Consider the following 23,883-nt stretch of genomic DNA (forward strand, 5'->3'; position numbering starts at 1 on the left):
AGATCCGCTCCTGGCTGCACAACCGGGCGACTCGGTTCTCACCCGCGGTGATCCCCTTGGCCGGCAGCTCGTCGGCGATGAACCGGTACCCGAACGCGGGGTCGTCGCCGTGGATGTCGCGCGCAGCGTTGATCAGGTGCGCATCGGCCCAATCTCTTTGTGTGACAGGATTCTTGCGCCATTTGTAGAAGGCTTGCTTGGTGAAGCCGAGTACCCGGCAGGTCACCGCGACAGCGATACCGTCGACGGCAAGGTCAAGGACCAGCGGATACGTCATTTTGGGTTGATGTCACGAGCGAAGTAGGCCGCTGCCCGGCGCAGGATCTCGTTCTCCTGTTCCAACTGCCGATTGCGCTTCTTCAGTTCGCGCAGCTCATCGGAGTCCTGCCGGGTCGCACCCGGCCGGTTCCCGTCTTCGATATCGGCCAGCTTGAGCCAGCGGGTCAGACACGACTGGGAGATCCCGAAGTCCTTCGCGATCTGCGTGATCGACGCCTCGCCCTTGCGAGCGACCGCGACCACATCCCGACGGAACTCCTCAGGAAAAGCTTTCGGCATGACAGACATCCTTCCAGCAAGGACCCAAGTCCTCACAGATCAGGAGTCAACCGAACCGGGGGCAGTCCCGGGCAAGCTTGTCGAAGTTGTGATGGAGGACTGCGCCGAAGTGGTCCAGGGTGTAGCGACTGTATGCGCGTGACAGACGCTCTGCCAGGTGATCAGCGAGCGTGTCCGGATGACCGATTCCTTTACGCTCTACGATCGTGGTCGTTCCCGGTCGAGACGTGCCAGTCTCGATGACGATGCGGCCGGGGCCGGAGGCCGTACTGGATCGTGGCATATCAGGTCCAATCTCAGAGTCAACTGGAGTACCGCAAGGTGACGTAGAGCTGGCGTCAGCGAGGGACGCCACGAGCTCGTAAAGTGGCGATGAGTTGCGTGAGCCTCTGACAGGCTGTGACTGGGTTCATCTCAAGGCTGAGTTCATCGAGGTCGCGCGATGGGATGAGCGCCAGATCGCCGGCGCGGCGGCGATCTGCCCAGCGAATCAGTCGCCAGGCCAAGACGGCACCGGGCGTACCGAGCCGGCTGAGCAAGGTGACTGTCATTGGTTGGACGACATGCCCGTCGTAGAGCAAGTCGCGAAGTACATGGAAGGCGACATCCGCGCTGTCGCACGCTGCCGGGCCTCGGCTGCAGGCCTCCCAATCGACGGCATGAGCTTCGTTGTCCGTCACCAGGAAGTGTTCGGCCTTCAGATCACCGTGGAGGTAAACGATGGGATCGGCTTCGACGATCGACAATCTCGCGTGAAGAGTGCTCCACCATGGGTACGTTCGACAACGATCTGCCAGCTGATCAACCATGAATCGCCGGTTTCCCGACGCAATCTCGCCGCCTCGTTGGCTCCAGCCGATGCCAGGGGTTAGCCCGACGGCCTGGGCCTCAAGTCGTGCAGTCAGGTTGCGCACGTGCCGCAGGTACCGCTCAACATCTTGGTCAGTCCGGACAGGGCGCACTGATCCCGGGACAACGCTAAAGATGCTCCATGGCTCATCCACATGGGCGCAGGTTGCGATCACCTTCGGGACTGCGATTCCCCAACGAGTTGCAAGCTGTAGAGCTTCGGCCTCACCAAGCTGCCGGCGGTGCGGTTCGATTCCGCGATAGATCTTCAAGATGCTGTGTCGGTCGATGGACCAACGTGTGACAGAGAAAGGTTTGACGACCGCCTCGGTGGACCACTCAAGCCCCCGCATGTCCCAGTCTGCCTCTGTGCGCCGGCTGGAACAGCGGGCAGACGCAGGCGCAGGGTCCGGTACGTCTGCCCGCCGGCTCATTGGGCTATTTGGCTTCTGCTGGGAGGAACTGCTCGGGCCTTGAACTTGCATCCTGCGCAAGTCGCCCTCACCCTCACGCCTAGCGGTCTTCATTACCTGCGCCCCTCCCAATACCTTCGGCATTGTTGGATGTGGAGGACCGTACGGACAGCGCGGGGGACGGCATCACCACCGTGAGGGACGCTCTCAGGACGTCTCGAGAGCGCAGAACGTCCTCGGCGACTTTCGTCGCGCCAACCACCGGTTCGTCGATTAGCGATCGTCAAACCCTCTGGGATACGGCGGTGACGCGCGTTATCTGCCCAGAATTACTGAGAGCGCGTGGTCGACGTCCGACAGGTCCCGAAGGACGACGTGCGCGCCTGCGGCGCGGAGTTCCCGTTCCGAGTCGACCCCGGTTGCGACAGCCACGATCCGGGCACCGCCTTGGCGAGCGGCTTCTACGTCACGTGGGGTGTCGCCGATCACCGTTGTGTTCTTCTCGTCGAACACCGCGTCGTAAAGACGCTCTGCACGGGCTTTCGCGAGGCGCACCAAGTCGTGCCGATCTTCGCTGTCCCCGCCGTAGGCGCCAGCAGCTAGGTCAAAAAAATCCTCAAGAGCAAATGAGGCGAGCTTGATCGTTGCATTCTGCACAATATTTCCAGTGACCACGGACTGGATGACTTCTGCCTGGGAACGGATCTCCTGCAACACCTTGCGAACCCCGGGAAGTACATAGCCGACCTCACGCAGCTCGGGCTGAAGCTCGGCGCCGGCAGCCTGAAGCGCAGCCTGTGTTCGTGGCCACCCGGGGTCAGACACTGAGTTCGACACGAACATGTTCCGCATGATCAGGCGATCTGTCATGCCCGCCGTAATCGGCGGCTTGATGGGGAGCTGGCTGGCGAGGCGACTGAAGGCTGAAGAATAGATCGCCTTGCTGACGCCCGAATTCTCGATCAGCGTGTGGTCGACGTCCCACAGCAGTAGCTGGCTCACTGTCCCGACAATACGGCCTGCCGTGCGCGCAGACCTCGCTCGAAGCGCATGGGACGTTACGGGACGCTCTTGATAAGTCCCTGAACGTCTTGAATGATACAGAGGATGAATGAGCGGCTACGAACTGTGATGAGCCAGCGCGGCCTCAGTGTGCAGGCACTTGCTGAGGCGTGTGCGGTGGATCCGAAGACCGTCGAGCGCTGGCTGTCCAAGAGTCGCGTGCCGCACAGGCGGTACAGGTGGGTTGCTGCCAACTTGTTGGGGTCCGATGAGACCTACCTTTGGCCTGCAATCGCCGATCAGCGGCAGCATCTTCGCAGGGTTGAGGCGATGTCCGAGTTGGTTCGTCTGTATCCAAATCGGGCAGCGATGTCACTGCAAGCCTGGCAGGCACTGATCAATGAATCGACGGAAGCAATCGATGTGCTGGTGTATAGCGGCACGTTCTTTTCGCAGATGCCAAACATCAGCCGCGCTCTCGAAGCGCGCTCCCGTGCGGGTGCCAGAATCCGGATTTGTTTTGGTGACCCAGACTGTGCTGCTGTCGTGCGACGGGACGAGGAGGAAGGCTTGGAGGGCACGCTGTCTTCGAAGATCCGCGCGGCGCGCACGTATTTTCGGTCGATCGTGTCAACTGAAGGTTGTGAAGTTCGCCTCCACCAAACCACCCTCTATAACTCAATCTTCAGGTTCGACGATAACCTGCTGGCAAATCCGCACGTGTGGGGTCATCCCGCGAGCATGAACCCCTTGCTGCATTTTCGCCGCGTAGATCCGAAGACTGCGGGTCTCTTTGATCACTATTGCGGCAGCTTTGAGGCCGTCTGGGGATCTGCTGTTCCGTGGGTTCCGAAATCTGGAAGGATTCAAGATGCCGCGAACTGAGTACTACAACGACCCCGATGCGCCGAAGCCGAATACGTTGATTCCGGCATGCAATATGGCTGTTGTCGACGACAGTGGTCGGATCCTCCTGCAGCGACGTCGGGACACGGGCCAATGGGCGCTACCTGGTGGTGCTCAGGAGCTGGGCGAGACGCCGAGTGCATGTGCGATCCGTGAGTGCATGGAGGAGACCGGTGTTACTGCCGAAATTACCGGACTCCTTGGCGTGTTCTCGGATCCGGGTCATATTGTCAGGTATGACGACGGTGAGACGCGTCAGGAGTTCGAAATAACGATGACTGGCCGCCCCGTCGCGGGGGAGCCGACGATCAATGAGGAAGCCAGCGATGTTGCGTGGTTCACCTTTGAGGAGTTGGCAGAGTTGGATATTCATCCGTCGATGACGCGCCAGATCGACGCCTACCGGGATGGCGTCCGTTCACATGTCGACTGAAACGGCATTGGCCGCATGGGCGGCGTCGCTCGCGCAGGGCCTGCTGGAGCAGGCTCTCCCCCGTCGATGGGCTCACACGATCGGGGTAGCCGAGGCGGCGAGAGAGGTAGCTCCTGCGCTCCGAGGTGTGGATAGCACTCTCGAGGCAGCAGCCTGGCTCCACGATATTGGGTACTCGCCAGCGATCGCCACATCCGGCTTTCATCCTGTCGACGGCGCGCGCTACTTGCGAGACAGAACCGAGTGTGCCCCAACGATCTACTGCCTTGTGGCACATCATTCGGGATCGGAGTTCGAGGCTTCAGAACGCGGGCTCCCGCTGCCGAGCGAGGAGTTCGACGTGCCTGATCGAATGTTGCTCGATGCGCTGACTTGCGCCGACATGACCACCGGGCCAACTGGTGAGCGCGTCACGGTAGACCAACGCTTGGATGAGATTCTGACGCGATATGCGCCGGACCACGTAGTCCACCGGTCGGTCGAGCGGGCATCTCCGCACCTACGCTCAGCAGTGGAAGCGACCCGGAGCCTTGCTCGCCAGGTCAGGTAGTGGCCAGCCGATCCGGCGCGCCTGCGACGCAACGATCGTGGGCGGCAGGTGGTCAGTCGTCGGTGTTAGCGACGCGACTTCGAGGCAGTCCTGTACTAGGTCATTCCTCCACACATGGGCGTTGCCGTGGATCTTCCAGAGGGTGGAATTCGGTTCCAGCGTCCGTTGCACGCCACGACGCTAGCCAACTCCTGAGTCTGGCGAAGGGACGCCGGCCAAAGGTAGTTGGTCGCGGGCGATAGCCCGCAGGTTCCGGGCGGTAGCCCGGAGGGGAAGTAAGGGTGGGCGGGTGCGCGCGTAGCTGGCGCGACGGAGGAGCGACTGCGTAGCACGCGGGGAAGGTCTTGTGCGGTCAGGCGTTGAAGGCTTGTTCGGTGGACCAGGAGGCGAGTAGGCGTAGGCGCTCGGCGGAGGGGGAGCCTGGTTCTGGGGTGTAGATGAGGAGGGCTAGGCCTGGTTCGGCGGTTATGGCTAGTTCTTCGTAGGCGAGGGTTAGTTCGCCTACGACCGGGTGGTTGAAGCGTTTGGTGCCGGAGCCGTGGGTTCGGACGTTGTGGTCGGCCCAGAGGCGGCGGAAGGTTTCGCTTTGGGTGGAGAGTTCGCCTACCAGGTCTTGGAGGGGGCGGTCGTGGGGGTCTCGGCCGGCTTCGGTGCGCATGATGTTGACGCACATTTGGGCGAAGAGGTCCCAGTCGGGGTAGAAGTCGCGGGAGGCTGGGTCTAGGAATTGGAAGCGGGCGAGGTTGGGGGTGCGGCCGCTGTTGCCTATGACGGGGGAGTAGAAGGCTCGGCCTAGGGCGTTCGTGGCCAATAGATTCTGGCGGGGGTCGCGGACGAAGGCTACGCCGTCTTTGATCGCGTCCAGGGTCCATTGGAGGCTTAGGCGGGAGGCTGGTTTGCCTGCGGTACGGCGGCGGGGGCGGCCGGAGGTGGGGATGCCATCGGCGGCGCGGGCCAGGTCCAGGAGGTGGGCGCGCTCGGTGTCGTCTAGTTGGAGGGCGCGGGCTAGTGCTTCCAGTACGCCGGTGGAGGCGCCGGCGATTTGGCCGCGTTCGAGTCGGGCGTAGTACTCGACGCTGAGGCCGGCGATCGTGGCTACCTCGCTGCGGCGCAGACCGGGGACGCGGCGGGTGCCGCTCACAGGCAGGCCGGCCTGGTCGGGGGTGATGCGGGCACGGCGAGTTGTGAGGAACTCGCGAACCTCCTGACGATTGTCCACAGCTACGACAGTAACGCCCATAAAGTGATTGATGGGTGCCCTGTGAGTACACCCATCGACAGTGACTTCCTGTACGCCGATCCGCCGGATTCACTCGTGATGTAGACATCAACAACTCGAGGAGGAAGCGCGCGATGCGCCAGGTAGTCATGCACAGCCCGGGGAACGTCCAGGTGGAGGAGCGCGAGGACCCGAAGCTCCTCGAGCCGACCGACGCCATCATCCGTCTGTCGGCGACGTGCATCTGCGGGAGCGACCTGTGGCCGTACCGCGGCGCGGAGCCGGTTGACCACCAGGTCATGGGTCACGAGTACGTCGGGGTCGTGGAGGAGGTCGGCGCGGACGTGCGCACGATCAAGGTCGGCGACTTCGTTGTCGGCTCGTTCTGGGCGTCGGACAACACGTGTGAGATCTGCCAGGCCGGTTACCAGGCGTACTGCGTTCACCGGGTGCTGATGGGGACGATCGGCACGCAGTCCGAGCGGGCGCGGATCCCGTTGGCCGACGGCACGCTCGTCGCGACGCCTGGGATGCCCGGGCCGGAGCTGATCCCGTCGCTGATGGCGGCTTCCGACGTACTGGGGACTGGGTGGTTTGCCGCGGTTGCGGCCGAGGCCGGGCCGGGTAAGACCGTTGCGGTGGTTGGTGACGGCGCGGTTGGCCTGCTGGGGATCTTGGCCGCGAAGCAGCTTGGAGCGGAGCGGATCATCGCCTTCAGCCGGCACGCGGATCGTCAAGAACTGGCGAAGGAGTTCGGTGCTACCGACATCGTCGAGGAGCGTGGCGAGGAGGGCGTGGCCCGGGTCAAGGAACTCACCGGCGGGCTGGGCGCTCACTCGGTGATTGAGGCCGTCGGCACTCAGGAAGCGATGATGCAGGCGATCCACTCCACCAGGGCGGGCGGTCACGTCGGATTCGTCGGGGTCTCCCACGACGTCGCGATCCCGGGAGACGAGCTGTTCATGGCGGGTGTCCACATCCACGGTGGTCCGGCGCCTGTCCGGCAGTACCTGCCCGAGCTGATCCAGCTGATCTGGGACCGGAAGATCAACCCTGGCAAGGTTTTCGACCTCGTCTTGCCACTCGAGAAAGCAGCAGAAGGCTACAAAGCCATGGACGAGCGCACCGCCACCAAGGTTCTGCTCACCGTCTGATGACCAAAGCCCGCCTAACCATCGGCCTGATCGCGACCGTGGTCTTCGTGACCGCGATCGCGCCGCTGGCCACGGACATGTACGTCCCGGCGTTCCCGCGGGTCGCCGGCGATCTCGACAGTACGGCGACGCAGGTCCAGCTGACGTTGACCACGTTCTTCGTCGGGATGGCGCTCGGGCAGCTGATCGGCGGGCCGTTCTCGGATCAGCGCGGTCGGCGGATCCCGCTGCTCACCGCGCTGCTGACGATGGCTGCGGCCTCGGTGATGTGCGCGCTCGCGCCGACCATCGGGGTAATGACGGTGGCCAGGTTCGTCCAGGGCTTCGCGGGCGGGTGGGCGATGGTGATCGGGCGGGCGATCATCGTCGACCTGGCCTCCGGCGTACGGCTGGTCCGGGTGATCAATGTGATCGGAGCGGTCGGCGGCATCGCGCCCATCGTGGGTCCGCTGCTCGGCGGGCTCATCCTGCAGTTCTCGCACTGGCGGGTCTCGTTCTGGTTTGTCGCTGCGCTTGGTCTCGCGATGACGGCGGCGGCCGCGCTTGCCGCACCGGAATCGCTGCCGCCGGAGCGTCGGCACGGCGGCGGTCTGTCCAACTTCCTGACCGCGGGTCGCATCGTCCTGGCCAATCGCGCGTACGTCGGTTATGTCGTGGTCTCGGGGTCCGCGATGGGTGCATTGTTCGCGTACGTCGCGACCTCGGCGTTCGTGCTGCAGTCGATGAACGGGCTCTCGCCGATTGCCTACTCGGTCGACTTCGCGGCCAACGCGGGCGGCATGACGGTGGCCGCACTGATCGCCGCCCGCCTCGCGGGGCGCGTCGCCACTCGCACGCTCATCCGGATCGGTCAGCTCGCTGCGCTGACGGCAGGGATCGCGATGCTCGTTGGCGCGCTCTGGTTCGACACCCCGCTCGGCGTGGCGATCGGCTGTTTCTTCGTCCTGATGACCGCCCAGGGTCTGATTCTGCCCAATGCCGGTGCGCTCGCGTCCGCCGCTGTGCGCGACCACCCCGGCACCGGCTCAGCACTGCTGGGCTTCGTGCATTGGGTCGTCGCCGGCACCATCGCGCCGATCGCCGGTCTCGGCGGCGATCGAACCGCCGTACCGATGGCTGCGCTGATCGCAGCCGGCGCGACTGTTTCCCTGATCGGGCTGAAGCTGGCCGGATCTGCGCGGGTGGAGGACGGCCAGCTGGTTGAGGGCGATCGTTAGGAGGTGTACGGACGGACTGGTGATGCGCGTGGCCGGCTGCGGGTGAGAGCGCTTGACCTGACCGAAGGCGGCTGGCGGACGTGACCTAGTAACAGTCCTTCTGTACGCGGTCGGCGGGCTACAGCCGGCCGGATCGAAGAGTGTCCAGCTGGTTGAGGGCGATGGTCAGGTCCTGATCGCGGCCGGCGGCCAGCATGCGTTGGTAGGTGGGATCGGTGGCGGCGGCTCGGGTCATCAGGGCCAGTTGGTGAGTGATGCGCTCGGCGACGAGATCGAGGAGGTCGTCGACGGTGCCTTGCCAGCCGTAGGAGCGGAGAAAGGACGACAGTCGAGGCAGGCGTGCGGGGAGGTCGGTGAAGCCTTCGGCGGCTACTACGTGCGGAGCGTGGAGCGGTACCCAGGAGAAGGCGACCCAGGCGGCGTCGAGCTCGCGGCTGATCGGTCCGGCCATGTCCCAGTCGACGAAGCCGACCAGGCCGTCTGCGTTCCAGACCGCGTTGTACGGCGCCGCGTCGTTGTGGGCGATGATCAGGCCCGGCCGCCAGATGTCGCCTTCGCGCCAGCGTGCATCGGAAGGCGGGACGAAGTCGGCCACAGCTGCGTGATAGCGCCGCAGCCACTGCGCGACGTCGGTCAGGGCCGACGTGCTGTGCGTCCACGCAGGCCACGGCCGAGAGTTTCCGACCGTCTGCCCGGGCAGGAAGCTGACCATCTCCCGCCCGTCGGCGTCGATTCCCAAAGGCCGCGGCGCGAGTCCAGCATCCGCCAGGTGCGCGAGCAGCGCATGAACCGACGACGTCCACGGACCTGCAGTACGCCGTACGACGCCGTCGACCAACGAGGCGCCGCCGTCGAACCCACCCTCGAGCCGTTCGCTCACAACGAATCGGCCAGAGCAGCCAAAGCGTTGTCCCAAGCCTGGCCCGAGACCTGTACGTCGGCCGCCAGGTCGAGGCGGTCGAAGCCGGTCTCCGCGAGGTGCAGGCGGGTGCAGTCGCCTTCGGGAGTGAGGGTGAACTCGACGAGGTTGGAGTTGCCCGGCAAAGGGTCGACATCAGGCGTGACGGCGTACCGATAAGCGAAGCGGCGGCCGGGCTCGACCTTCTCGACGAAGCCGCGGTACTCGCCGTGTTCGGGCCAGCGCATCAGCAGCCGGCCACCGGGATGCAGGTCGATCGAAGCGCCGCCGAAGGCGTACCAAACAGCGAAGTGTTCGGGAGAAGTGAGAGCCGTCCAGACCTGCTCCGGCCGGGCCTGGAGGTAGACCTCGCGCTCGATGCTGTCCATGGAGGAACTGTGCCCAAGCGGTTTCCGAGGATGCAAGTTCTCGAATGTTTCGTCAAGGAATCCCAGGGCTTGGTCACAGACCGATGCGCACCCGCTACGATGCGGGTCTACTGCACGGGCGGCGTCGAGGAGTTCGTATGAGTGACCACAGCGATGACACTGCAGTCGACATGGCGGAGCGGCTCAATCTGAGCGTGCCGCACAGCGCCCGGGTGTACGACTACTTCCTGGGTGGCAAGACGAACTTCGCGGCCGACCGCGCGGTCGCCGAGCACCTGCTCGAGGCGTTCCCCGGCTTCCGGACCGCGGCCCAGTCGAACCGGATGTGGATGCACCGCGCGGCCCGGTACGTCGCCGAGCAGGGCATCACGCAGTTCCTGGACATCGGCACCGGCATCCCGACCAGCCCGAACCTGCACGAGGTCGTGCAGGAGATCGTGCCCGAGGCTCGCGTCGTCTACGCGGACAACGACCCGATCGTGCTGACCCACTCGCGCGCCCTGCTGGTCAGCTCGCCGGTCGGCAAGACGGCGTACCTCGAGGCGGACATCACCGACCCGCAGGCGATCCTCGACTCCGAAGAGGTTCGCACGGTCCTCGACATGAGCAAGCCGGTCGCGCTGAGCATCGTCGGCGTCTTCCACTACCTGCCCGACGAGACCAAGCCCTACGAGCTGCTCCAGCAACTGGTGGACGCGCTGGCGCCCGGGTCGTACCTGATCTTCTCGCACTGCACGCCGGACTTCGCGCCGGAGATGTGGGAGCAGGCGATCCAGGTCTACAAGGCCGACGGCGGCGACGCGCAGGTGCGCAGCAAGGAAGAGATCGAGCGGTTCTTCACCGGACTCGAGCTGGTCGAGCCCGGTGTCGAGGTTCCGTACAAGTGGCACCCGGACGCGGAGACCGAGCGGCTGGTCGACAACGAGACCTTCACCGATGTCAGCTGCAGCCTCTGGGTCGGCGTCGCCAAGAAGCCCTGAAGCCCTGATCCTCAGGTCCCGCGGACGACGAACGGCTTCGTCGTCCCGGCGACCTTGTCGCGGCACGGGGGCAGGTAGGCGCGGTAGGAGATATTGCCCCGGTACGACGGCTGTGCGTTGAGCGTGAACCGGCCACTGAGGCGGACGGTGCTGGTACCGACCGCCCGCCACGCGGTGGCGCCGTACAAGCGCTGGAGCACGACCTGGCAGTTGCTGCCGTTGAAGACGCTGCCGTTCACCGGCACGATCGTGCCGACGGGGGCGCTCGTCCTCGACGGCGCGGCCGAGATGGCGGCGGGCCGCCAGACCGGCGTCACGAGGCGGCTGATCCACCCTGGCTTACCGGGGATGCGCAGGCAGCTCGTCACGTCGCCATAGGCTTGCGCGGCCCACGCCTGGACGAAGTTGCCGTTGGTATCGCTCAAAACTGAGGTGCTCTCGTTCTTCTCGAGGCACCGTTCTTCGTGCCCGGTCAGCAGCTTGAGCCGGGTGCCGTACGGCTTGCCGGTCGCAGAGTCGGTGACGGTGTACCGGACCGTCCACGGCTTGTCATAGGGCACGACCTTCGGCGTCACGAGCGACGTGAGCTTGGGGACGTGGACGCCGTTCACCACCAGCACCGGCGGACTCGCCACGGGCGCCGGCGCGTTCGGCGGGTTGCCGGCGACGAACTCGTAGCCGTCCACCGCGGTCGGCTCGACCGATCCACTGGCTGTGGACGGCACGTTCACCGTCCCTCGCCAGAGTCCCGGCGTACCGTCGCCGTCGACGAGCGCGAGCGGCATCGACGAGAACTCGGTCAAGGGGCCAGGACCGCTCGTCCGCTTGAACTGGACGTAGACGACATTGTTGTACGGGAGGTCCGCGTAGGAACCTTCGACCGTGACGGTGACCGGCACCGTGTTCAGCGACGAGACCGCGACACTGCCTCGGCTGAGGGTGACCTTCAGCGCGGGAGCAGCCTCGGCGGAGCTCACGTTCAGGCCCAGCAGCGGTACGACGAGGAATGCCGCGAGGAGTTTGTGCATACCTCCGAGCCTGGCGGAAAGTCTCCCCGCGCCGCCAGCGCCGTGCCGCAGTAATGCACGATCAGGCGCGGCCAATAGACCAGAACTCAGGCCTCGTCCTGCTCGACCAGATAGTCCTCGACCGTGAACAGGTGCGCCGCCATCCGGGTCCGCGCCCGGCCCGGATCTCCGGCGGTGAGGGCGGCGAGGATCGAGAGATGTTCGCGGTGGGAGGTCTCGTCGGCGCCGGGCTGGGAGATCGACCGCCGCAGCCGGTCGCGCGTCGTCCGGCCGCCCAGCGCGGCAATGAGCGCGGCCAGTACGGGGTTGCCGGCAGCTTCGGCGATGATCCGGTGGAAGGTGATGTCGTTCTCGATCACCGTCTCGTGGTCGGGCTCGTCGCGCTTGAGCTCGGCCTCGTTGAGCCGCAGCAGCTCGGCTGCGGACTCGAGCTCCGCAGCGTCGATCCGCAGCGCAGCCGACGCGGCTGCTTCTGTCTCCAGAATCCGCCGTACGGCGTGCAGGTGGTGGGTGCCGGTGCCGTTCTGCAGGTCGACGACGAAGCCGAGCGGGGCGAGCAGGATCGCCGGGTCGAGCTTCGTGACGTAGGTGCCGTCGCCCTGCCGGGTCTCGAGGACACCCATCATCGACAGCGCGCGAACGCCCTCGCGGAGCGGGTTCCGCGACACCCCGAGGGCGGCGGCGAGATCCTTCTCCACCGGCAGCCGGCCGCCCGGCTGGAGGCGGCCGTCGATGAGCATCTGCCGGATACTCTCGATGACGACGTCCGTCTGCGACAGCAGCTTGCCCGTGGTCATGGACGCGATGCCCAGTAGTCGCCGTCCGGGAACCGGTACGTCTGAACTGACTCCGTGTGCATCTCGGCACTGTAGCCGGGCGTGACCGGAAGCAGGTACGCACCATCCCGGACCACGCAGGGCTCGACAAAGTGCTCGTGCAGGTGGTCGACGTACTCGGTGACGCGGCGGTCCAGGCTGCCCGAGACCGCGACGTAGTCGAAGATCGACAGGTGCTGGACGAGCTCGCACAGCCCGACGCCGCCGGCGTGCGGACAGACCGGTACGTCGAACGCCGCCGCCAGCAGGTAGACCGCGAGCACCTCGTTGACGCTGCCGAGCCGAGCCGCGTCGAGCTGGCAGTAGTCGATCGCGCCGGCCTGGAACAGCTGCTTGAACAGCACCCGGTTCATGCCGTGTTCGCCGGTGGCGACGCCGATCGGAGCCACCGCCTTGCGGATCGCGGCGTGCCCGAGAATGTCGTCGGGGCTGGTCGGCTCCTCGATCCACAGCGGGTCGAACTCGGCGAGTGCCTTCACCCACTCGATCGCCTCCGGAACGTCCCACACCTGGTTGGCGTCGATCATCAGGTTCCCGCCCGGTCCGAGCACGTCGCGAGCGATCCCACAGCGCCGGATGTCGTCGGCCAGATTCGCGCCGACCTTGAGCTTGACGTGTTTGTAGCCGGAGGCAACGGCTTCCTCGCAAAGCCTGCGCAGCTTGGCATCTGAGTACCCCAGCCAGCCCGCCGACGTGGTGTAGCAGGGATAACCCGACTTCTCGAGCTCGTCGATCCGGTCCTGCCGGCCCGCGGACTTACTCTTGAGCAAGGTGACGGCCTGCTGAGGTGTCAGTACGTCGCTGAGATACCGCAGATCGGCGGCCGCGACCAGCTGCTCGGGGGACATGTCGGTCAGCAGACGCCAGAGCGGTACGCCGGCCCGCCGGGCGGCGAGATCCCAGACCGCGTTCATGACCGCGGCCAGCGCCAGATGGATCACGCCCTTGTCCGGGCCGAGCCAGCGCAACTGGCTATCGGACTGCAGCTCGCGATAGATCCCACCAAGGTCGCCGCACAGCTCGTCAACGTCACGGCCGATCAGCGGCACCGCGCGCTGGGTGGCGGCGGCTACGCACAGGTCGGTCCCGCGACCGATCGTGAAGGTGAAGCCGTAGCCGGCCAGCGCCGGGTCGTCGGTGTGCAGGACGACGTACGCCGCCGAGTGGTCGCCGTCCTTGTTCATGGCGTCCGACCCGTCGCTGGTCAGCGACGTCGGGAAGCGGACATCGACGACCTCGACCGAGGTGATTCGTGGCATGGCGGCCCTCACGATCAGCGATAGATGGGATCTTTCTTGGATTCCGACGTCGTTCAGTATGGACCAGGCCGCGCAGCGGCGCTACGATCCCGGAAATTCATAGGACTAATACCTCGTCGGTCCGACGGAGGACGTGGCAATGAGCAACCTGGTGAGCTCGGATGTCAACGCGCTGCGACGCAGCCTGCAGCGGCACTGGACGCTGTACCTGCTGATGGTGGTGCCGCTGGTCTGGTTCGTGGTCTTCAAGTACATCCCGATGTCGAACGCGGTCCTCGCGTTCAAGAACTTCAACGTGATCAAGGGGATCTGGGGCAGCCCGTGGGTGGGCTGGCAGAACTTCGAGCTGTTCTTCCAGAATCCGGTGTTCTGGAACCTGGTCAAGAACACCTTCCTGCTGTCGGTCTACACCGTGGCAGCCAGCTTCCCACTGGCGATCCTGCTCGCGCTGGGGCTGAACGAGATCCGCAACGGCGTGTTCAAGCGGACGGTCCAGATGGTCACGTACGCGCCGTACTTCATCTCCACCGTCGTGGTCGTGTCGATGACGATCCTGGTGCTGTCACCGCGGCTCGGCATCGTCAACGAGGGCCTCGGCTTCTTCGGCGTACCGGCGATCGACTTCCTCGGTAACCCTGACTACTTCCGGCATATCTATGTCTGGTCGGACGTCTGGCAAACCACCGGGTACTCCGCGGTGATCTACCTGGCCGCGTTGTCCGGGATCGATCCGGCGTTGCACGAGTCGGCCCGGATCGACGGGGCGAGCCGGCTGCAACGGATCCGGCACGTCGATCTGCCCGGCATCATGCCGACCGCCGTCATCATCCTCGTACTTGCCGTCGGCAACATCATGGCGATCGGCTTCGAGAAGGCGTTCCTGTTCCAGAACCCGCTCAACCTGAGCGAGTCCGAGATCATCGCCACCTACGTCTACAAGACAGGTCTGCTGAACGCCGACTTCAGCATGGCGACCGCGGTCGGCCTGTTCAACTCGGTGATCAATCTGGTCCTGCTGCTCGCTGTCAACTGGGTCGCCAAGCGCGTGACCGGAAACGGACTGTGGTCATGAAGACGCGGAGGATCGCCGAACCCCGGACGGACCGGATCTTTCTGTTCTGCGTGTACTTGTTGCTGGGCGTCTTCCTCCTGGTCGTCCTGCTGCCGCTGCTCTACATCCTGGCCAGTTCCTTCAGCAGTCCGGAGGCGGTGTCGTCCGGCCGGGTGCTGTTCTGGCCGGTGGACTTCTCGCTGCGCGGGTACAACGCGGTGTTCCAGAACCCGCAGATCGTCCAGGGCTATCTCAACTCGTTGTTCTACACGGTGGTCGGCACGATCGTCAGCGTCACGATGACGATCGCGATCGCCTATCCGATGTCGCGCCGGACGCTGGTCGGCCGGAACATCGTGATGACGCTGATCCTGTTCACGATGCTGTTCACCGGCGGCCTGATCCCGACGTACCTGGTGGTGCAGTCGGCCGGGCTGCTGGACACCCGGTGGGCGTTGATCATTCCGCAGGCGATCGGGGTCTGGCAGGTGATCATCGCCCGCACCTATCTGCGGACGGCGATTCCGGAGGAGCTCGTCGAGGCGGCTCAGCTCGACGGCTGCGGCGACCTGCGTTTCCTCTGGTCGGTGGTGATTCCGCTGGCCAAACCGATGATCGCCGTGGTCGCGCTGATGTACGCGATCATGCAGTGGAACTCGTACTTCGACGCGCTGATCTACCTGAAGAATCCGGATCTCTTCCCGCTACAACTGGTGTTGCGCAACATCCTGATTCTCAACACCACCGGCGGTGGCGCGGTCGACGCGTCCGTCCTGCTGCAACGCCAGCAACTGGCCGACCTGCTGAAGTACTCGCTGATCGTCGTCGCGAGCGTGCCGGTGCTGCTCATCTATCCGTTCGTTGCGCGCTACTTCACCAAGGGAATCATGATCGGCGCCGTGAAGGGCTGATCCTCCGCACCACCCGAACCCCTGTGAGGATTCTATGTCTGTTCAGTTCAGAAGGCAGAGGCGTGCCGCGATCGCCGGCATCGGCCTCCTGGGTCTCGCGCTCGCGGCCTGTTCCGGGAGCGGTCAGGACACCGAGCAGGGTAAGCCGCTGCCCACGATCACCGGCAATCCCGCCGTCACCCTCGACGTGTTCGCGCCGCAGGCGGCGGACTGGAACCTGGCCACCAACGACTTCACCCAGGAGGTGAAGAAGAAGTTCAACCTGTCGATCAAGTGGCAGACCACGACGTTCGACGGTGGTCCGGCCAAGGAGAAGCGGCAGATCTCATTGGCCAGCGGTGACTATCCGGACCTGTACCTGCTGATCCCGTGGGTCGACCAGTTCAGCCAGTCCGACCTGCTCAAGCTGTCGAACCAGGGCGTCGTCGTACCGCTGAACCAGTTGATCGATCAGTACGCGCCGAACATCAAGAAGGCACTGGACGCTTCGCCTGGTTACAAGGAGATGGCGACCGCGCCGGACGGCAAGATCTACGGCATGCCGCAGTGGGTGGACTGCTTCCACTGTTCGTATCAGGACAAGCTGTGGATGAACTCCGCCTGGCTGAAGAAGCTTGGGCTGGAGCAGCCGAAGACCACCGAGGACATGCGGAAGGTGCTGCAGGCCTTCAAGACCCAGGACCCCAACGGGAACGGCAAGGCGGACGAGATTCCGCTCAGCGCCGACGTACGGGACGTGCTGATCCCGTACTTCATGAACGCGTTCATCTACGACCCGCAGGGCACCAGCGGTAACAACAACTCGACGCTGGTGCTGGACAACGGCAAGGTCGACCTGCAGGCGAACAAGGACGGCTGGCGAAAGGGCCTGGCCTACCTGAACTCGCTGTACAAGGAGGGCTTGATCGACAAAGGCGCGTTCACCCAGAACCCGGACGCGCTGCATCAGCAGGGCGACCACGCCGGCTCGGTGATTCTCGGCTCCGCGACCGCGCTGCACCCCGGCATCTTCGTGACCACCGGTGTGGCGGACCGCCGCGACATGCAGTACGACGCCGTACCGCCGCTGACCGGCCCGGACGGCGCGAACTTCACCGGCTACAACTTCCCGAGCGCGCCCGGCGCCACCTTCGTGCTGACCAGCAAGGCGACGCCGGAGGAGCAGATCCAGGCGATCAAGCTGCTCGACTACATCTTCACCGACGAGGGCCAGATCAACGCCTTCTGGGGCAAGGAAGGCAAGACCTGGCGCAAGCCCAAGGCCGATGACGTCGCGCTCGACAAGTCACTGAAGCCGTCGTACGCGCAGATCCCGCAGAAGCCCGGCGCGACCCCGCCGAACTCCGGCTGGCAGGCGCTGGCGCAGTACAACAACACTGCGACCTTCCGGAACTCCGAGGCGATCGCGACCGACATCTACTCCGCGGCGGGTTACGAGCGGCGGTTGTACGAGGCAACCAAGCTCTACGCCGGCAAGGAGGACAAGTCGAAGATCTACCCGTACTGGAAGGTGTGGATCGATCCGTCGCAGGCCAGTGAGATGGCGACCCTGCAGACCAACATCGACAACTACGTGCAGCAGAACGCCCTGCAGTTCGTCACCGGCTCCAAGAACATCGACACCGACTGGGACAGCTACGTCAAGGGACTCGATGGCCTCGGCCTGAAGCGGTACCTCGAGATCCAGCAGACCGCCTACGACAAGATCCCCAACAAGTAACGCTGAGGAGCGACCAGTGCCGTACGACGCAACCTTCGAGTCATTGGCCACGTTCGAATGCCCGGACTGGTTCCGGGACGCGAAGCTCGGCATCTGGTCGCACTGGGGACCACAGTCCGTGCCCCGGTACGGCGACTGGTACGCCCGGAACATGTATCGCGAGGGCAGCGACCAGTACCGCTACCACCTGCGCACCTACGGCCACCCGTCGCAGGTCGGCTACAAGGACATCGTCAAGCTGTGGAAGGCGGAACGGTTCGATCCGCACGCGCTGATGGACCAGTTCGTCGCGGCCGGCGCCCGGTACTTCGTGGCGCAGGCCGTGCACCACGACAACTTCTTCAACTACGAGTCGGCGATCCATCCGTGGAACTCGGTGAAGGTCGGTCCGGGCAAGGACATTGTCGCGCTCTGGAAGGAGGCCGCGGACCAGCGTGGGTTGCCGTTCGGGATCACCGAGCATCTCGGCGCCACGCTCGGCTGGTCGGCGGTCAACAAGGGCAGCGACCAGCGCGGTCGCTTCGCCGGAGTTCCGTACGACGGCAACGACCCGGCGTACCGGGATTTCTACCTGGACAACCGGGAGTACCTGCCGGCCGAGGACATCGTGGTGCACGAGCCTTGGTACAGCCCGGATCCTGCGTGGCACCGCTTCTGGCTCGAGGCCGTGACCGAGATGGTCGACCGCTACCAGCCGGACCTCCTGTACTCCGACGGTCCGCTGCCGTTCGGTGAAGTCGACTACACGCCGGGGCTGCAGGCAGTCGCGCATCTCTACAACACCAATGCGCGTGCCGTCTACCAGCAGAAGGACCGGCGTCCCGAGATCAGTGCCGTCGGGGTGATGGATATCGAGCGCAGTCAGACTCCCGGTATCCAGCCTGCGCCCTGGCAGACCGACACCTCGGTCGGCGACTGGTTCTACAACGTCCGCGATATCTACAAGACGCCCGAGCATGTCGTCGAGCTGCTGGTCGACATCGTGTCGAAGAACGGCAATCTGTTGCTCAACATCCCGCAGTTGCCGGACGGCACGCTCGATGACGAATGCACGCAGTTGCTGGAGGATCTTGGTGCCTGGATGCGGGTGTGTGGCGAAGGCATCCATGGGACCCGGCCGTTCCGGGTCTTTGGCGAGGGGTCGTCGAGTGTGACGATCTCGGGGTTCACCGAGGATCGGGTTTCCTGGAAGGCCTCTGACTATCGGTTCACGCGGCGGGACGACACGCTCTATGCGTTCCAGCTCGCTTGGCCTGATGACCGGCGCAGCGTGATCCGCAGTCTCGCCGACCATGAGCAGGTGTCGGCCGTGCGCCTGCTGGGGCATGGGCCGGTTCCGTTCGAGCAGAGCCAGGGGATTCTGGTGATCAAGCTGCCTGAGGTGCCGCCGGTTGCCGTGGCCAACTGTCTCGCCATCGACCTGCGAGCCGCCTGAGATGCCGTTGCTGCGTTGGGATACACCTGACCTCTCGCTGACCTTCGTCATCGACGACGGGCCGGTACGAGCTACCGTCGGACCGCCGGGTTCTTCCGGACCGGCGCTGGTCGAGGTGACGGCTGTTGGCTACGGGTATCTGGCGAGCAGTCATCGGCAGATCGACACAATCCTTGGGCAACGCCTGCGGTACGTGAGCCACGAGGACACTGGGCAGACACTGCGAATCACGCAGGAGGACCCTGAGTCCGGCCTGCGGGTGACCAGCGTGTTCGTGGCTGGGGCCGGCGTACAGGCTTGGACCGAGGCATCGGTGGCCGACGGTCAGATGGAGCTGACCTTCCTGTCGTCGCTCGTTGTTGGGCTGCCATCGGTCGACTTCGAGCTGTACACCGCCGCCAACAGCTGGATGGCGGAGAGTCGGTGGTCAGCGCGACCTCTGCGGTCGGAGCTGGCGGACATCGCGGGCGATGAGCATCGGCACGTCGCGAGGAGCCGGTACGCCGTCACGAGCACGGGGTCGTGGTCGTCGGGTGAACGGCTGCCCGTGGGCGTGCTGGTCGGGCCGTATGCCCTCGCATGGCAAATTGAGCACAACGGTGCCTGGCACTACGAGCTCGGTGAGTGCCGGTACGGCGGCTATCTGGCGCTGAGCGGTCCGACCGATCAGGAGCATCAGTGGAGTGCCTCGCTGACGCCTGGTGAGCTGGTGAAATCGGTGCCGGTCTCGCTGGTTGCGGGTGCGGATCGCGACAGCGCGTTCGCGGCACTCACCCGCCAGCGTCGAGCGGTACGGCGCCGGCGTCCCATCGACGCGCGGATGCCGGTCGTCTTCAACGACTTCATGAACACGCTGCTGGGCGACCCGACCACCGAGAAGCTGTTGCCGCTGATCGACGCGGTGGCCGAGGTCGGCGCGGACTACTTCTGCATCGACGCGGGCTGGTACGCCGACGGCGACTGGTGGAACACCGTCGGCGCCTGGCAACCGTCGACCACCCGCTTCCCGAACGGGCTCGGTGAGGTGATCGACCGGATCCACTCGCACGGCATGGTCCCCGGGCTCTGGCTCGAGCCCGAGGTGATCGGCGTCCGCTCGCCGGTCGCGCAGGAACTCCCGGACGACGCGTTTCTCACCCGCCGTGGTGTCCGCGTCGCCAACTCCGGCCGCTACTTGCTGGACCTCCGGAGTCCGGCTGCCCGCAAGCATTTGGATGCGACGATTGATCGCCTGGTCGACGAGTTCGGCGTGGGCTTCTTCAAGTTCGACAACAACACGGTCACCGGGCCCGGGACGGACAAGGACGGTACGTCGCTCGGTCACGGACTGCTCGAGCACAACCGGGCGCTGCTCAGCTGGCTGGACGACGTACAGGCCCGGCATCCCGACCTGCTGATCGAGAACTGTGCATCCGGTGCGATGCGGATGGACTACGCGATACTGTCCCGGCTGCACCTGCAGTCCACCTCGGACCAGGAACATCCGTTGCTGTACGCATCGATCACCGCCGCCGCACCGGCCGCCGTACTGCCTGAGCAGGCTGGGCATTGGGCCTATCCGATCGCCGGTAGCACGCGCGAGGAGTTCACCTTCGCGCTGGTCAACGGCATTCCGGGCCGGCTCTACCTCTCCGGTCACCTCAACCGCATGAGCCCGGACGAACTCGAGCTGGTGCGGTCCGCGCTCGCCGCGCATCGCGTCGTACTGGAGGATCTCGAGACGCTCGTACCCAGCTGGCCGCTCGGGTTGCCTGGGTGGGACGACGAGTGGATCGCGCTCTGCCTGACCGGGCCTTCGGTCTCGTATCTCACCGTCTGGCATCGCACTCCTGGCCCGGCCACGGTCACCCTTCCGCTGGCCCGCGCAACGCTCGAACCACACCTTCCCGCCGACCTCGGCGACTGGGCGTGCACCTGGACAGATACCGAGCTCACCATCACCACCAACACCCCCGAGCCCTCGGCGCGGGTCTTGCGCCTCACGCCTCGTCCTGCTCGCGCCGGAGGGTGATGACGGCGACGGTGAGGTACCCGACGACACCGAGGGCGAGCAGGGCGCCGGCGCTCTTCATCGCCTGCGGACCGCGTTTCTTGGCGTCAAGCGCTTGTTCGTAGGTGAGGGAGCCGCCGCGGGAGCTCATGCAGACATCACCGGGCTTCATGGGCTCCCCGGCGCAATTGTCGCTGGACAGGGCTTGGCAGCCGGCGAAGAACCAGAGGGCCCCGCCAATGACGGCGGCCACGCTGGCGTACTTGAAGAGACGGAGCATCAATTCACCTTTGGTTGTTCGAGCCACATCGAGGCGTGGTCGCCGATGATGCGAGCGAGGTCGTCGGGGGCGTCGCGGGCGATCAGGTGGCCGGCGGCGGGCACGTGGGTGACCGTGATGCCGGGATGAGTGGTGCGGAACCGCTCGATGTCGTCGTCGGCGAGCGGTGAGTCGGGACCTGCGCGGACGAGCAGGATCGGTACGGCGAGGCAACCGATCTCGCCTCGGTCGCAGCAGGCGGGGTCGCGATGATCCGGCGTGCTCGCCAAAGCGTCGGCCGTCGCGGAGCGAGCGCGGCCGAGGATGTCGTCGACCAGTTCGGTGTGTACGTCGGTGAGGCCGTGCTCGTCCAGCCATACGCGGGCTCGAACCGGATCGGGCTGTGGGACGACGTCGACCAGGATCAGCCCGGCGACGTCATGCGCCGTGCGTGGATCAGCGAGCGCGGTGATGGCAGCCAGTCCGCCGAGCGAGGCGCCGACCACCACGACCGGCGCTGGCTCGTGCCGGATCATCGCGGCCACATCCGCCGCGATCGTGGCCAGGTCCGTCGCCTGGCCTGTGCTGGCACCGTGACCACGGAGGTCGAAGGCGACGGTTCGGAGGTTTCGCCGGTTGAGTACCGCCGCGATCGGAGCCCACACATCGCGTCGCTCACCGCCGGCATGCAGCAGCAGAACGGTCGGGCCGGCGCCGGTCGCCGTACCGCGGAGCTGCCCGTCCTCCCGGGTGAGGATCACTTCGGTCATCGCGCGCCTCCCTTACCTTGGCTGCTCAAGGTAGGCGCATTACCTTGGCTGGTCAAGGTAGAGTCGGCGTCGTGACTCCCCAACGCATCCGCCGATCGCCGGAGGAGGCCCGCCGGCTGATCCTCGGCGCCGCGGCCGAACTGCTCGCGGAGGGCGGCACGGCCGCCGTACAGGTTCGCGCCGTCGCGGCCCGGGTCGGCATGACCGACACCGGCGTGACCTACCACTTCCAGAGCCGCGACAACCTCCTGCGCGAGCTGCTCAAACACGGTGGCCGCCAACTGCGAACAGCTCTGCAAGAGGCGACAGGCTCGTGGTTGCAGGGAGGCTCCGACCTGCTCGGCTTCGTCGAGTCGTTCGCAGCCGTCTACCAACAGGGGTACGGCGAGCTGGCGATCGCCCTGCACGGCGCCGGCTGGCGCGATCACGGCAGCGGCATGCTGAACCCGGTCGTCGAGGCGCTCCACCAACTCCGTCCTCCAACGGCCTCCATCGAGGACACCCGGCTCGCCGTCGCTGCCCTGCATCAGGCGATGGCCACCGAGTCCCTCTACGGCAACGCCTTCCGCCGCAGCGCAGGCCTCACCGGGACCGCGGCAAGCGATCCGACCGCCCAGCTGCGCTGGTGGACGCGCCAACTCCAGTTGGCCCTCGGCCTTGCCGCAGCCGGAGGGCGAACAGCAGGGTGAGCAGGATTCCGCTGCCGATGACGAAGACCGCGTTCTGGATTCCGTTGTGCGCTGCGTTGGCGACCAGGACCAGCGCGGCGAGACCGACGACCGCGCCGATGCCTGAGCTTGTCGAGACCATGCCGGAGGCAACACCCTGGGCGCGGTCCGAGACGCCGGTCGCCGCGGCGATGAACATCATCGTGAAGACCGCGCCGTCCCCGAGGCTGACCGCGATCAGGCCGGGTATCAGCGCTGCGTAGGTGCCTGCGGACATCCCGATGCCGAGAGCGATCGCGCCGGCGGCGCCGATGGCCAGCGCGGCGATCAGCGTACGGCGAAGTCCGAAGCGGGTGACCGCTTGTCCGGCGTACGTCGAGCCGGCGACGACGACCGCGGTGGGGAGCAGGAAGGCGAGTCCGGTCTGGAGCGGGTCGTAGCCGCGGACGTCCTGGAAGTAGAGCGACAGGAAGTAGAGCAGCGAGCCGAAGGTCGCCATGAAGAGGAAGGCGATCACGAGGGCCGCGGTCAGTGCGCGGTTGCGGAACAGGTTGGGCGGAACGAGCGGATCCGGGCTGCGGCGTTCGATCTGGGTGAAGGCGATCGCCAGCGCGATTCCGGTGGTCGCCGCCAACAGGATCCAGGGTGAGGTCCAGCCGAGGGCAGGTCCTTGGACGAGCGCGAACACCAGCAGGGTGACCGCGCCGGTCACGGACAGGGCGCCGGGTAGGTCGAACCGCCGCTTGGTGTCGCGCGGCGGTCCCGCGTCCAGCAGCGGTACGGCGAGACAGAGCGCCGTACCGGCTAGGGGGATGTTGACGAAGAACACGGCTTCCCAGCCGAACAGGCGGGTGAGTGCGCCACCCAGCAGTACGCCGATCACCAGGCCGGCGGCGCCGGAACCGGCCCAGATCCCCAGTGCGCGGTTGCGTTCGCGACCTTCGGCGAAGGTGGTGTTGATGATCGCCAGCGTGCTGGGGAAGACCAGTGCGCCGCCGAGACCTTGGACGGCTCGAGCGGTCAGCTGCCAAGTCGGTCCGGTGGCCAGGCCGCCGGCCAGCGAGGCAACGGCGTACAGGGCGAGCCCTGCCATCAGCGCGCGGCGGCGGCCGAGCAGGTCAGCGGCGCGACCGCCAAGGAGCAGGAAGCCGCTGGAAGCGATCGCGTAGGCGCTGATCACCGCCTGCAGCGTTTGCGCTGAGTAGCCGAGCTCGCGGCCGATCTCGGGCAGCGCGACGACCACGATGTACTGATCGAGCGACACGATCAGCATGGCGAACGACAGCAGGGCCAAACCGGCGGATTTGCGGCGATCCATGACTCCTCCTTCAGCGGATGGCTTGAACTGTACGGCTCAGTTCATATGAACTCAACCGTTCAGTTCATCT

The 23,883-nt window shown here is 65.5% G+C and carries 24 protein-coding genes and 2 pseudogenes; 13 read left to right on the top strand and 13 right to left on the bottom strand.

The window, feature by feature from the left end:
* The 4 genes and pseudogenes from ABZS29_RS11460 to ABZS29_RS11475 all read right to left on the bottom strand — a co-directional run.
* Window positions 1-558: pseudogene (locus tag ABZS29_RS11460) on the bottom strand (transposase); the annotation flags it as partial.
* Between the two features lie 46 nt (window positions 559-604).
* Window positions 605-841 carry a methionine adenosyltransferase gene (locus ABZS29_RS11465; RefSeq protein WP_355460881.1) on the bottom strand — a complete coding sequence of 79 codons (237 nt, stop codon included), beginning with the start codon at window positions 839-841 and terminating at the stop codon, window positions 605-607.
* Between the two features lie 55 nt (window positions 842-896).
* Window positions 897-1,964, bottom strand: a complete 1,068-nt coding sequence (locus tag ABZS29_RS11470) for an aminoglycoside phosphotransferase family protein (protein ID WP_355460883.1) — start codon at window positions 1,962-1,964, stop codon at window positions 897-899.
* A 171-nt stretch (window positions 1,965-2,135) separates the two neighbouring features.
* Window positions 2,136-2,822 carry an HAD hydrolase-like protein gene (locus ABZS29_RS11475; RefSeq protein WP_355460884.1) on the bottom strand — a complete coding sequence of 229 codons (687 nt, stop codon included), beginning with the start codon at window positions 2,820-2,822 and terminating at the stop codon, window positions 2,136-2,138.
* Between the two features lie 105 nt (window positions 2,823-2,927).
* On the opposite strand from ABZS29_RS11475, the gene ABZS29_RS11480 reads away from it, so the two are divergent.
* The 3 genes from ABZS29_RS11480 to ABZS29_RS11490 are packed head-to-tail and all read left to right on the top strand — an operon-like array spanning window position 2,928 to window position 4,711.
* A complete protein-coding gene (locus tag ABZS29_RS11480) occupies window positions 2,928-3,707 on the top strand; it encodes a helix-turn-helix transcriptional regulator (protein WP_355460886.1) in 780 nt (259 codons plus the stop codon).
* Window positions 3,694-4,161: an NUDIX domain-containing protein gene (locus ABZS29_RS11485; protein ID WP_355460888.1), complete on the top strand. Its 468-nt coding sequence runs from the start codon at window positions 3,694-3,696 to the stop codon at window positions 4,159-4,161. Before ABZS29_RS11480 ends, ABZS29_RS11485 begins: the two co-directional genes overlap by 14 nt.
* Window positions 4,151-4,711 carry an HD domain-containing protein gene (locus ABZS29_RS11490; RefSeq protein ID WP_355460889.1) on the top strand — a complete coding sequence of 187 codons (561 nt, stop codon included), beginning with the start codon at window positions 4,151-4,153 and terminating at the stop codon, window positions 4,709-4,711. Before ABZS29_RS11485 ends, ABZS29_RS11490 begins: the two co-directional genes overlap by 11 nt.
* Window positions 4,712-5,063: 352 nt before the next feature.
* Here ABZS29_RS11490 and ABZS29_RS11495 read toward each other — a convergent pair whose 3' ends face one another.
* Window positions 5,064-5,930: a helix-turn-helix transcriptional regulator gene (locus ABZS29_RS11495; protein WP_355460891.1), complete on the bottom strand. Its 867-nt coding sequence runs from the start codon at window positions 5,928-5,930 to the stop codon at window positions 5,064-5,066.
* A 134-nt stretch (window positions 5,931-6,064) separates the two neighbouring features.
* On the opposite strand from ABZS29_RS11495, the gene ABZS29_RS11500 reads away from it, so the two are divergent.
* A complete protein-coding gene (locus tag ABZS29_RS11500; RefSeq protein WP_355460893.1) occupies window positions 6,065-7,084 on the top strand; it encodes a zinc-dependent alcohol dehydrogenase family protein in 1,020 nt (339 codons plus the stop codon).
* The gene (locus ABZS29_RS11505) at window positions 7,084-8,301 is read left to right on the top strand and encodes a multidrug effflux MFS transporter (RefSeq protein WP_355460895.1); all 1,218 of its coding nucleotides are present in this window, start codon (window positions 7,084-7,086) and stop codon (window positions 8,299-8,301) included. The genes ABZS29_RS11500 and ABZS29_RS11505 overlap by 1 nt, the downstream gene beginning before the upstream one ends.
* A 118-nt stretch (window positions 8,302-8,419) precedes the next feature.
* Here ABZS29_RS11505 and ABZS29_RS11510 read toward each other — a convergent pair whose 3' ends face one another.
* Window positions 8,420-9,181 carry a phosphotransferase gene (locus ABZS29_RS11510; protein ID WP_355460896.1) on the bottom strand — a complete coding sequence of 254 codons (762 nt, stop codon included), beginning with the start codon at window positions 9,179-9,181 and terminating at the stop codon, window positions 8,420-8,422.
* Window positions 9,178-9,588, bottom strand: coding sequence for an SRPBCC domain-containing protein (locus ABZS29_RS11515; RefSeq protein ID WP_355460898.1), 411 nt, complete (start codon window positions 9,586-9,588; stop codon window positions 9,178-9,180). The genes ABZS29_RS11510 and ABZS29_RS11515 overlap by 4 nt, the downstream gene beginning before the upstream one ends.
* A 137-nt stretch (window positions 9,589-9,725) precedes the next feature.
* Here ABZS29_RS11515 and ABZS29_RS11520 point away from each other — a divergent pair, with 137 nt between their 5' ends.
* Entirely contained in the window at window positions 9,726-10,568 is an 843-nt protein-coding gene (locus tag ABZS29_RS11520) for an SAM-dependent methyltransferase (protein ID WP_355460899.1), read from the top strand.
* Window positions 10,569-10,579: 11 nt separating this feature from the next.
* On the opposite strand, the gene ABZS29_RS11525 is transcribed toward ABZS29_RS11520, so the two are convergent.
* From ABZS29_RS11525 to ABZS29_RS11535, 3 genes are all read right to left on the bottom strand, one after another.
* Complete coding sequence (locus tag ABZS29_RS11525; RefSeq protein ID WP_355460901.1) at window positions 10,580-11,596, bottom strand: hypothetical protein; 1,017 nt, start codon at window positions 11,594-11,596, stop codon at window positions 10,580-10,582.
* An 86-nt stretch (window positions 11,597-11,682) separates the two neighbouring features.
* Window positions 11,683-12,393: a FadR/GntR family transcriptional regulator gene (locus ABZS29_RS11530; protein ID WP_355460902.1), complete on the bottom strand. Its 711-nt coding sequence runs from the start codon at window positions 12,391-12,393 to the stop codon at window positions 11,683-11,685.
* Window positions 12,390-13,691 carry an L-fuconate dehydratase gene (locus tag ABZS29_RS11535; protein WP_355460904.1) on the bottom strand — a complete coding sequence of 434 codons (1,302 nt, stop codon included), beginning with the start codon at window positions 13,689-13,691 and terminating at the stop codon, window positions 12,390-12,392. The genes ABZS29_RS11530 and ABZS29_RS11535 overlap by 4 nt, the downstream gene beginning before the upstream one ends.
* A 139-nt stretch (window positions 13,692-13,830) precedes the next feature.
* Here ABZS29_RS11535 and ABZS29_RS11540 point away from each other — a divergent pair, with 139 nt between their 5' ends.
* From ABZS29_RS11540 to ABZS29_RS11565, 6 genes and pseudogenes are all read left to right on the top strand, one after another.
* Window positions 13,831-14,763 (top strand): ABC transporter permease subunit, encoded by a 933-nt coding sequence (locus ABZS29_RS11540; RefSeq protein ID WP_355460906.1) that lies wholly within the window; start codon window positions 13,831-13,833, stop codon window positions 14,761-14,763.
* Window positions 14,760-15,653: a carbohydrate ABC transporter permease gene (locus tag ABZS29_RS11545; protein WP_355460908.1), complete on the top strand. Its 894-nt coding sequence runs from the start codon at window positions 14,760-14,762 to the stop codon at window positions 15,651-15,653. Before ABZS29_RS11540 ends, ABZS29_RS11545 begins: the two co-directional genes overlap by 4 nt.
* A gap of 34 nt (window positions 15,654-15,687) precedes the next feature.
* Window positions 15,688-17,373: an ABC transporter substrate-binding protein gene (locus ABZS29_RS11550; protein ID WP_355460910.1), complete on the top strand. Its 1,686-nt coding sequence runs from the start codon at window positions 15,688-15,690 to the stop codon at window positions 17,371-17,373.
* Between the two features lie 13 nt (window positions 17,374-17,386).
* Window positions 17,387-18,460 (top strand): annotated as a pseudogene (locus ABZS29_RS11555) (alpha-L-fucosidase); the annotation flags it as partial.
* Window positions 18,455-18,808: an alpha-L-fucosidase C-terminal domain-containing protein gene (locus ABZS29_RS11560; protein WP_355463154.1), complete on the top strand. Its 354-nt coding sequence runs from the start codon at window positions 18,455-18,457 to the stop codon at window positions 18,806-18,808. The pseudogene ABZS29_RS11555 and the gene ABZS29_RS11560, both read left to right, overlap by 6 nt.
* Window position 18,809: 1 nt before the next feature.
* Window positions 18,810-20,819 (top strand): alpha-galactosidase, encoded by a 2,010-nt coding sequence (locus ABZS29_RS11565; RefSeq protein ID WP_355460912.1) that lies wholly within the window; start codon window positions 18,810-18,812, stop codon window positions 20,817-20,819.
* Here the strand turns inward: ABZS29_RS11565 and ABZS29_RS11570 are convergent.
* Window positions 20,788-21,078, bottom strand: coding sequence for a hypothetical protein (locus ABZS29_RS11570; protein WP_355460913.1), 291 nt, complete (start codon window positions 21,076-21,078; stop codon window positions 20,788-20,790). The genes ABZS29_RS11565 and ABZS29_RS11570 overlap by 32 nt on opposite strands.
* Window positions 21,078-21,827: an alpha/beta hydrolase gene (locus ABZS29_RS11575; RefSeq protein ID WP_355460915.1), complete on the bottom strand. Its 750-nt coding sequence runs from the start codon at window positions 21,825-21,827 to the stop codon at window positions 21,078-21,080. Before ABZS29_RS11575 ends, ABZS29_RS11570 begins: the two co-directional genes overlap by 1 nt.
* 71 nt (window positions 21,828-21,898) lie before the next feature.
* Between ABZS29_RS11575 and ABZS29_RS11580 the strand changes: the two genes are divergently transcribed.
* Entirely contained in the window at window positions 21,899-22,516 is a 618-nt protein-coding gene (locus ABZS29_RS11580) for a TetR family transcriptional regulator (RefSeq protein WP_355460917.1), read from the top strand.
* On the opposite strand, the gene ABZS29_RS11585 is transcribed toward ABZS29_RS11580, so the two are convergent.
* Entirely contained in the window at window positions 22,410-23,813 is a 1,404-nt protein-coding gene (locus ABZS29_RS11585; RefSeq protein WP_355460919.1) for an MFS transporter, read from the bottom strand. The genes ABZS29_RS11580 and ABZS29_RS11585 overlap by 107 nt on opposite strands.
* Window positions 23,814-23,883: the final 70 nt, after the last annotated feature.

Origin of the sequence: Kribbella sp. NPDC005582, from assembly GCF_040605415.1 — a bacterium.
Lineage (GTDB): Bacteria > Actinomycetota > Actinomycetes > Propionibacteriales > Kribbellaceae > Kribbella.

Bases quoted from the DNA above. Each gene is read 5' to 3' on its own strand.
- ABZS29_RS11465 (WP_355460881.1), bottom strand. From the start codon at position 841: ATGCCACGATCCAGTACGGCCTCCGGCCCCGGCCGCATCGTCATCGAG.
- ABZS29_RS11470 (WP_355460883.1), bottom strand. From the start codon at position 1,964: ATGCCGAAGGTATTGGGAGGGGCGCAGGTAATGAAGACCGCTAGGCGT.
- ABZS29_RS11480 (WP_355460886.1), top strand. From the start codon at position 2,928: ATGAATGAGCGGCTACGAACTGTGATGAGCCAGCGCGGCCTCAGTGTG.
- ABZS29_RS11485 (WP_355460888.1), top strand. From the start codon at position 3,694: ATGCCGCGAACTGAGTACTACAACGACCCCGATGCGCCGAAGCCGAAT.
- ABZS29_RS11490 (WP_355460889.1), top strand. From the start codon at position 4,151: ATGTCGACTGAAACGGCATTGGCCGCATGGGCGGCGTCGCTCGCGCAG.
- ABZS29_RS11500 (WP_355460893.1), top strand. From the start codon at position 6,065: ATGCGCCAGGTAGTCATGCACAGCCCGGGGAACGTCCAGGTGGAGGAG.
- ABZS29_RS11505 (WP_355460895.1), top strand. From the start codon at position 7,084: ATGACCAAAGCCCGCCTAACCATCGGCCTGATCGCGACCGTGGTCTTC.
- ABZS29_RS11515 (WP_355460898.1), bottom strand. From the start codon at position 9,588: ATGGACAGCATCGAGCGCGAGGTCTACCTCCAGGCCCGGCCGGAGCAG.
- ABZS29_RS11520 (WP_355460899.1), top strand. From the start codon at position 9,726: ATGAGTGACCACAGCGATGACACTGCAGTCGACATGGCGGAGCGGCTC.
- ABZS29_RS11525 (WP_355460901.1), bottom strand. From the start codon at position 11,596: ATGCACAAACTCCTCGCGGCATTCCTCGTCGTACCGCTGCTGGGCCTG.
- ABZS29_RS11530 (WP_355460902.1), bottom strand. From the start codon at position 12,393: ATGACCACGGGCAAGCTGCTGTCGCAGACGGACGTCGTCATCGAGAGT.
- ABZS29_RS11535 (WP_355460904.1), bottom strand. From the start codon at position 13,691: ATGCCACGAATCACCTCGGTCGAGGTCGTCGATGTCCGCTTCCCGACG.
- ABZS29_RS11540 (WP_355460906.1), top strand. From the start codon at position 13,831: ATGAGCAACCTGGTGAGCTCGGATGTCAACGCGCTGCGACGCAGCCTG.
- ABZS29_RS11545 (WP_355460908.1), top strand. From the start codon at position 14,760: ATGAAGACGCGGAGGATCGCCGAACCCCGGACGGACCGGATCTTTCTG.
- ABZS29_RS11550 (WP_355460910.1), top strand. From the start codon at position 15,688: ATGTCTGTTCAGTTCAGAAGGCAGAGGCGTGCCGCGATCGCCGGCATC.
- ABZS29_RS11560 (WP_355463154.1), top strand. From the start codon at position 18,455: ATGCGGGTGTGTGGCGAAGGCATCCATGGGACCCGGCCGTTCCGGGTC.
- ABZS29_RS11565 (WP_355460912.1), top strand. From the start codon at position 18,810: ATGCCGTTGCTGCGTTGGGATACACCTGACCTCTCGCTGACCTTCGTC.
- ABZS29_RS11570 (WP_355460913.1), bottom strand. From the start codon at position 21,078: ATGCTCCGTCTCTTCAAGTACGCCAGCGTGGCCGCCGTCATTGGCGGG.
- ABZS29_RS11575 (WP_355460915.1), bottom strand. From the start codon at position 21,827: ATGACCGAAGTGATCCTCACCCGGGAGGACGGGCAGCTCCGCGGTACG.
- ABZS29_RS11585 (WP_355460919.1), bottom strand. From the start codon at position 23,813: ATGGATCGCCGCAAATCCGCCGGTTTGGCCCTGCTGTCGTTCGCCATG.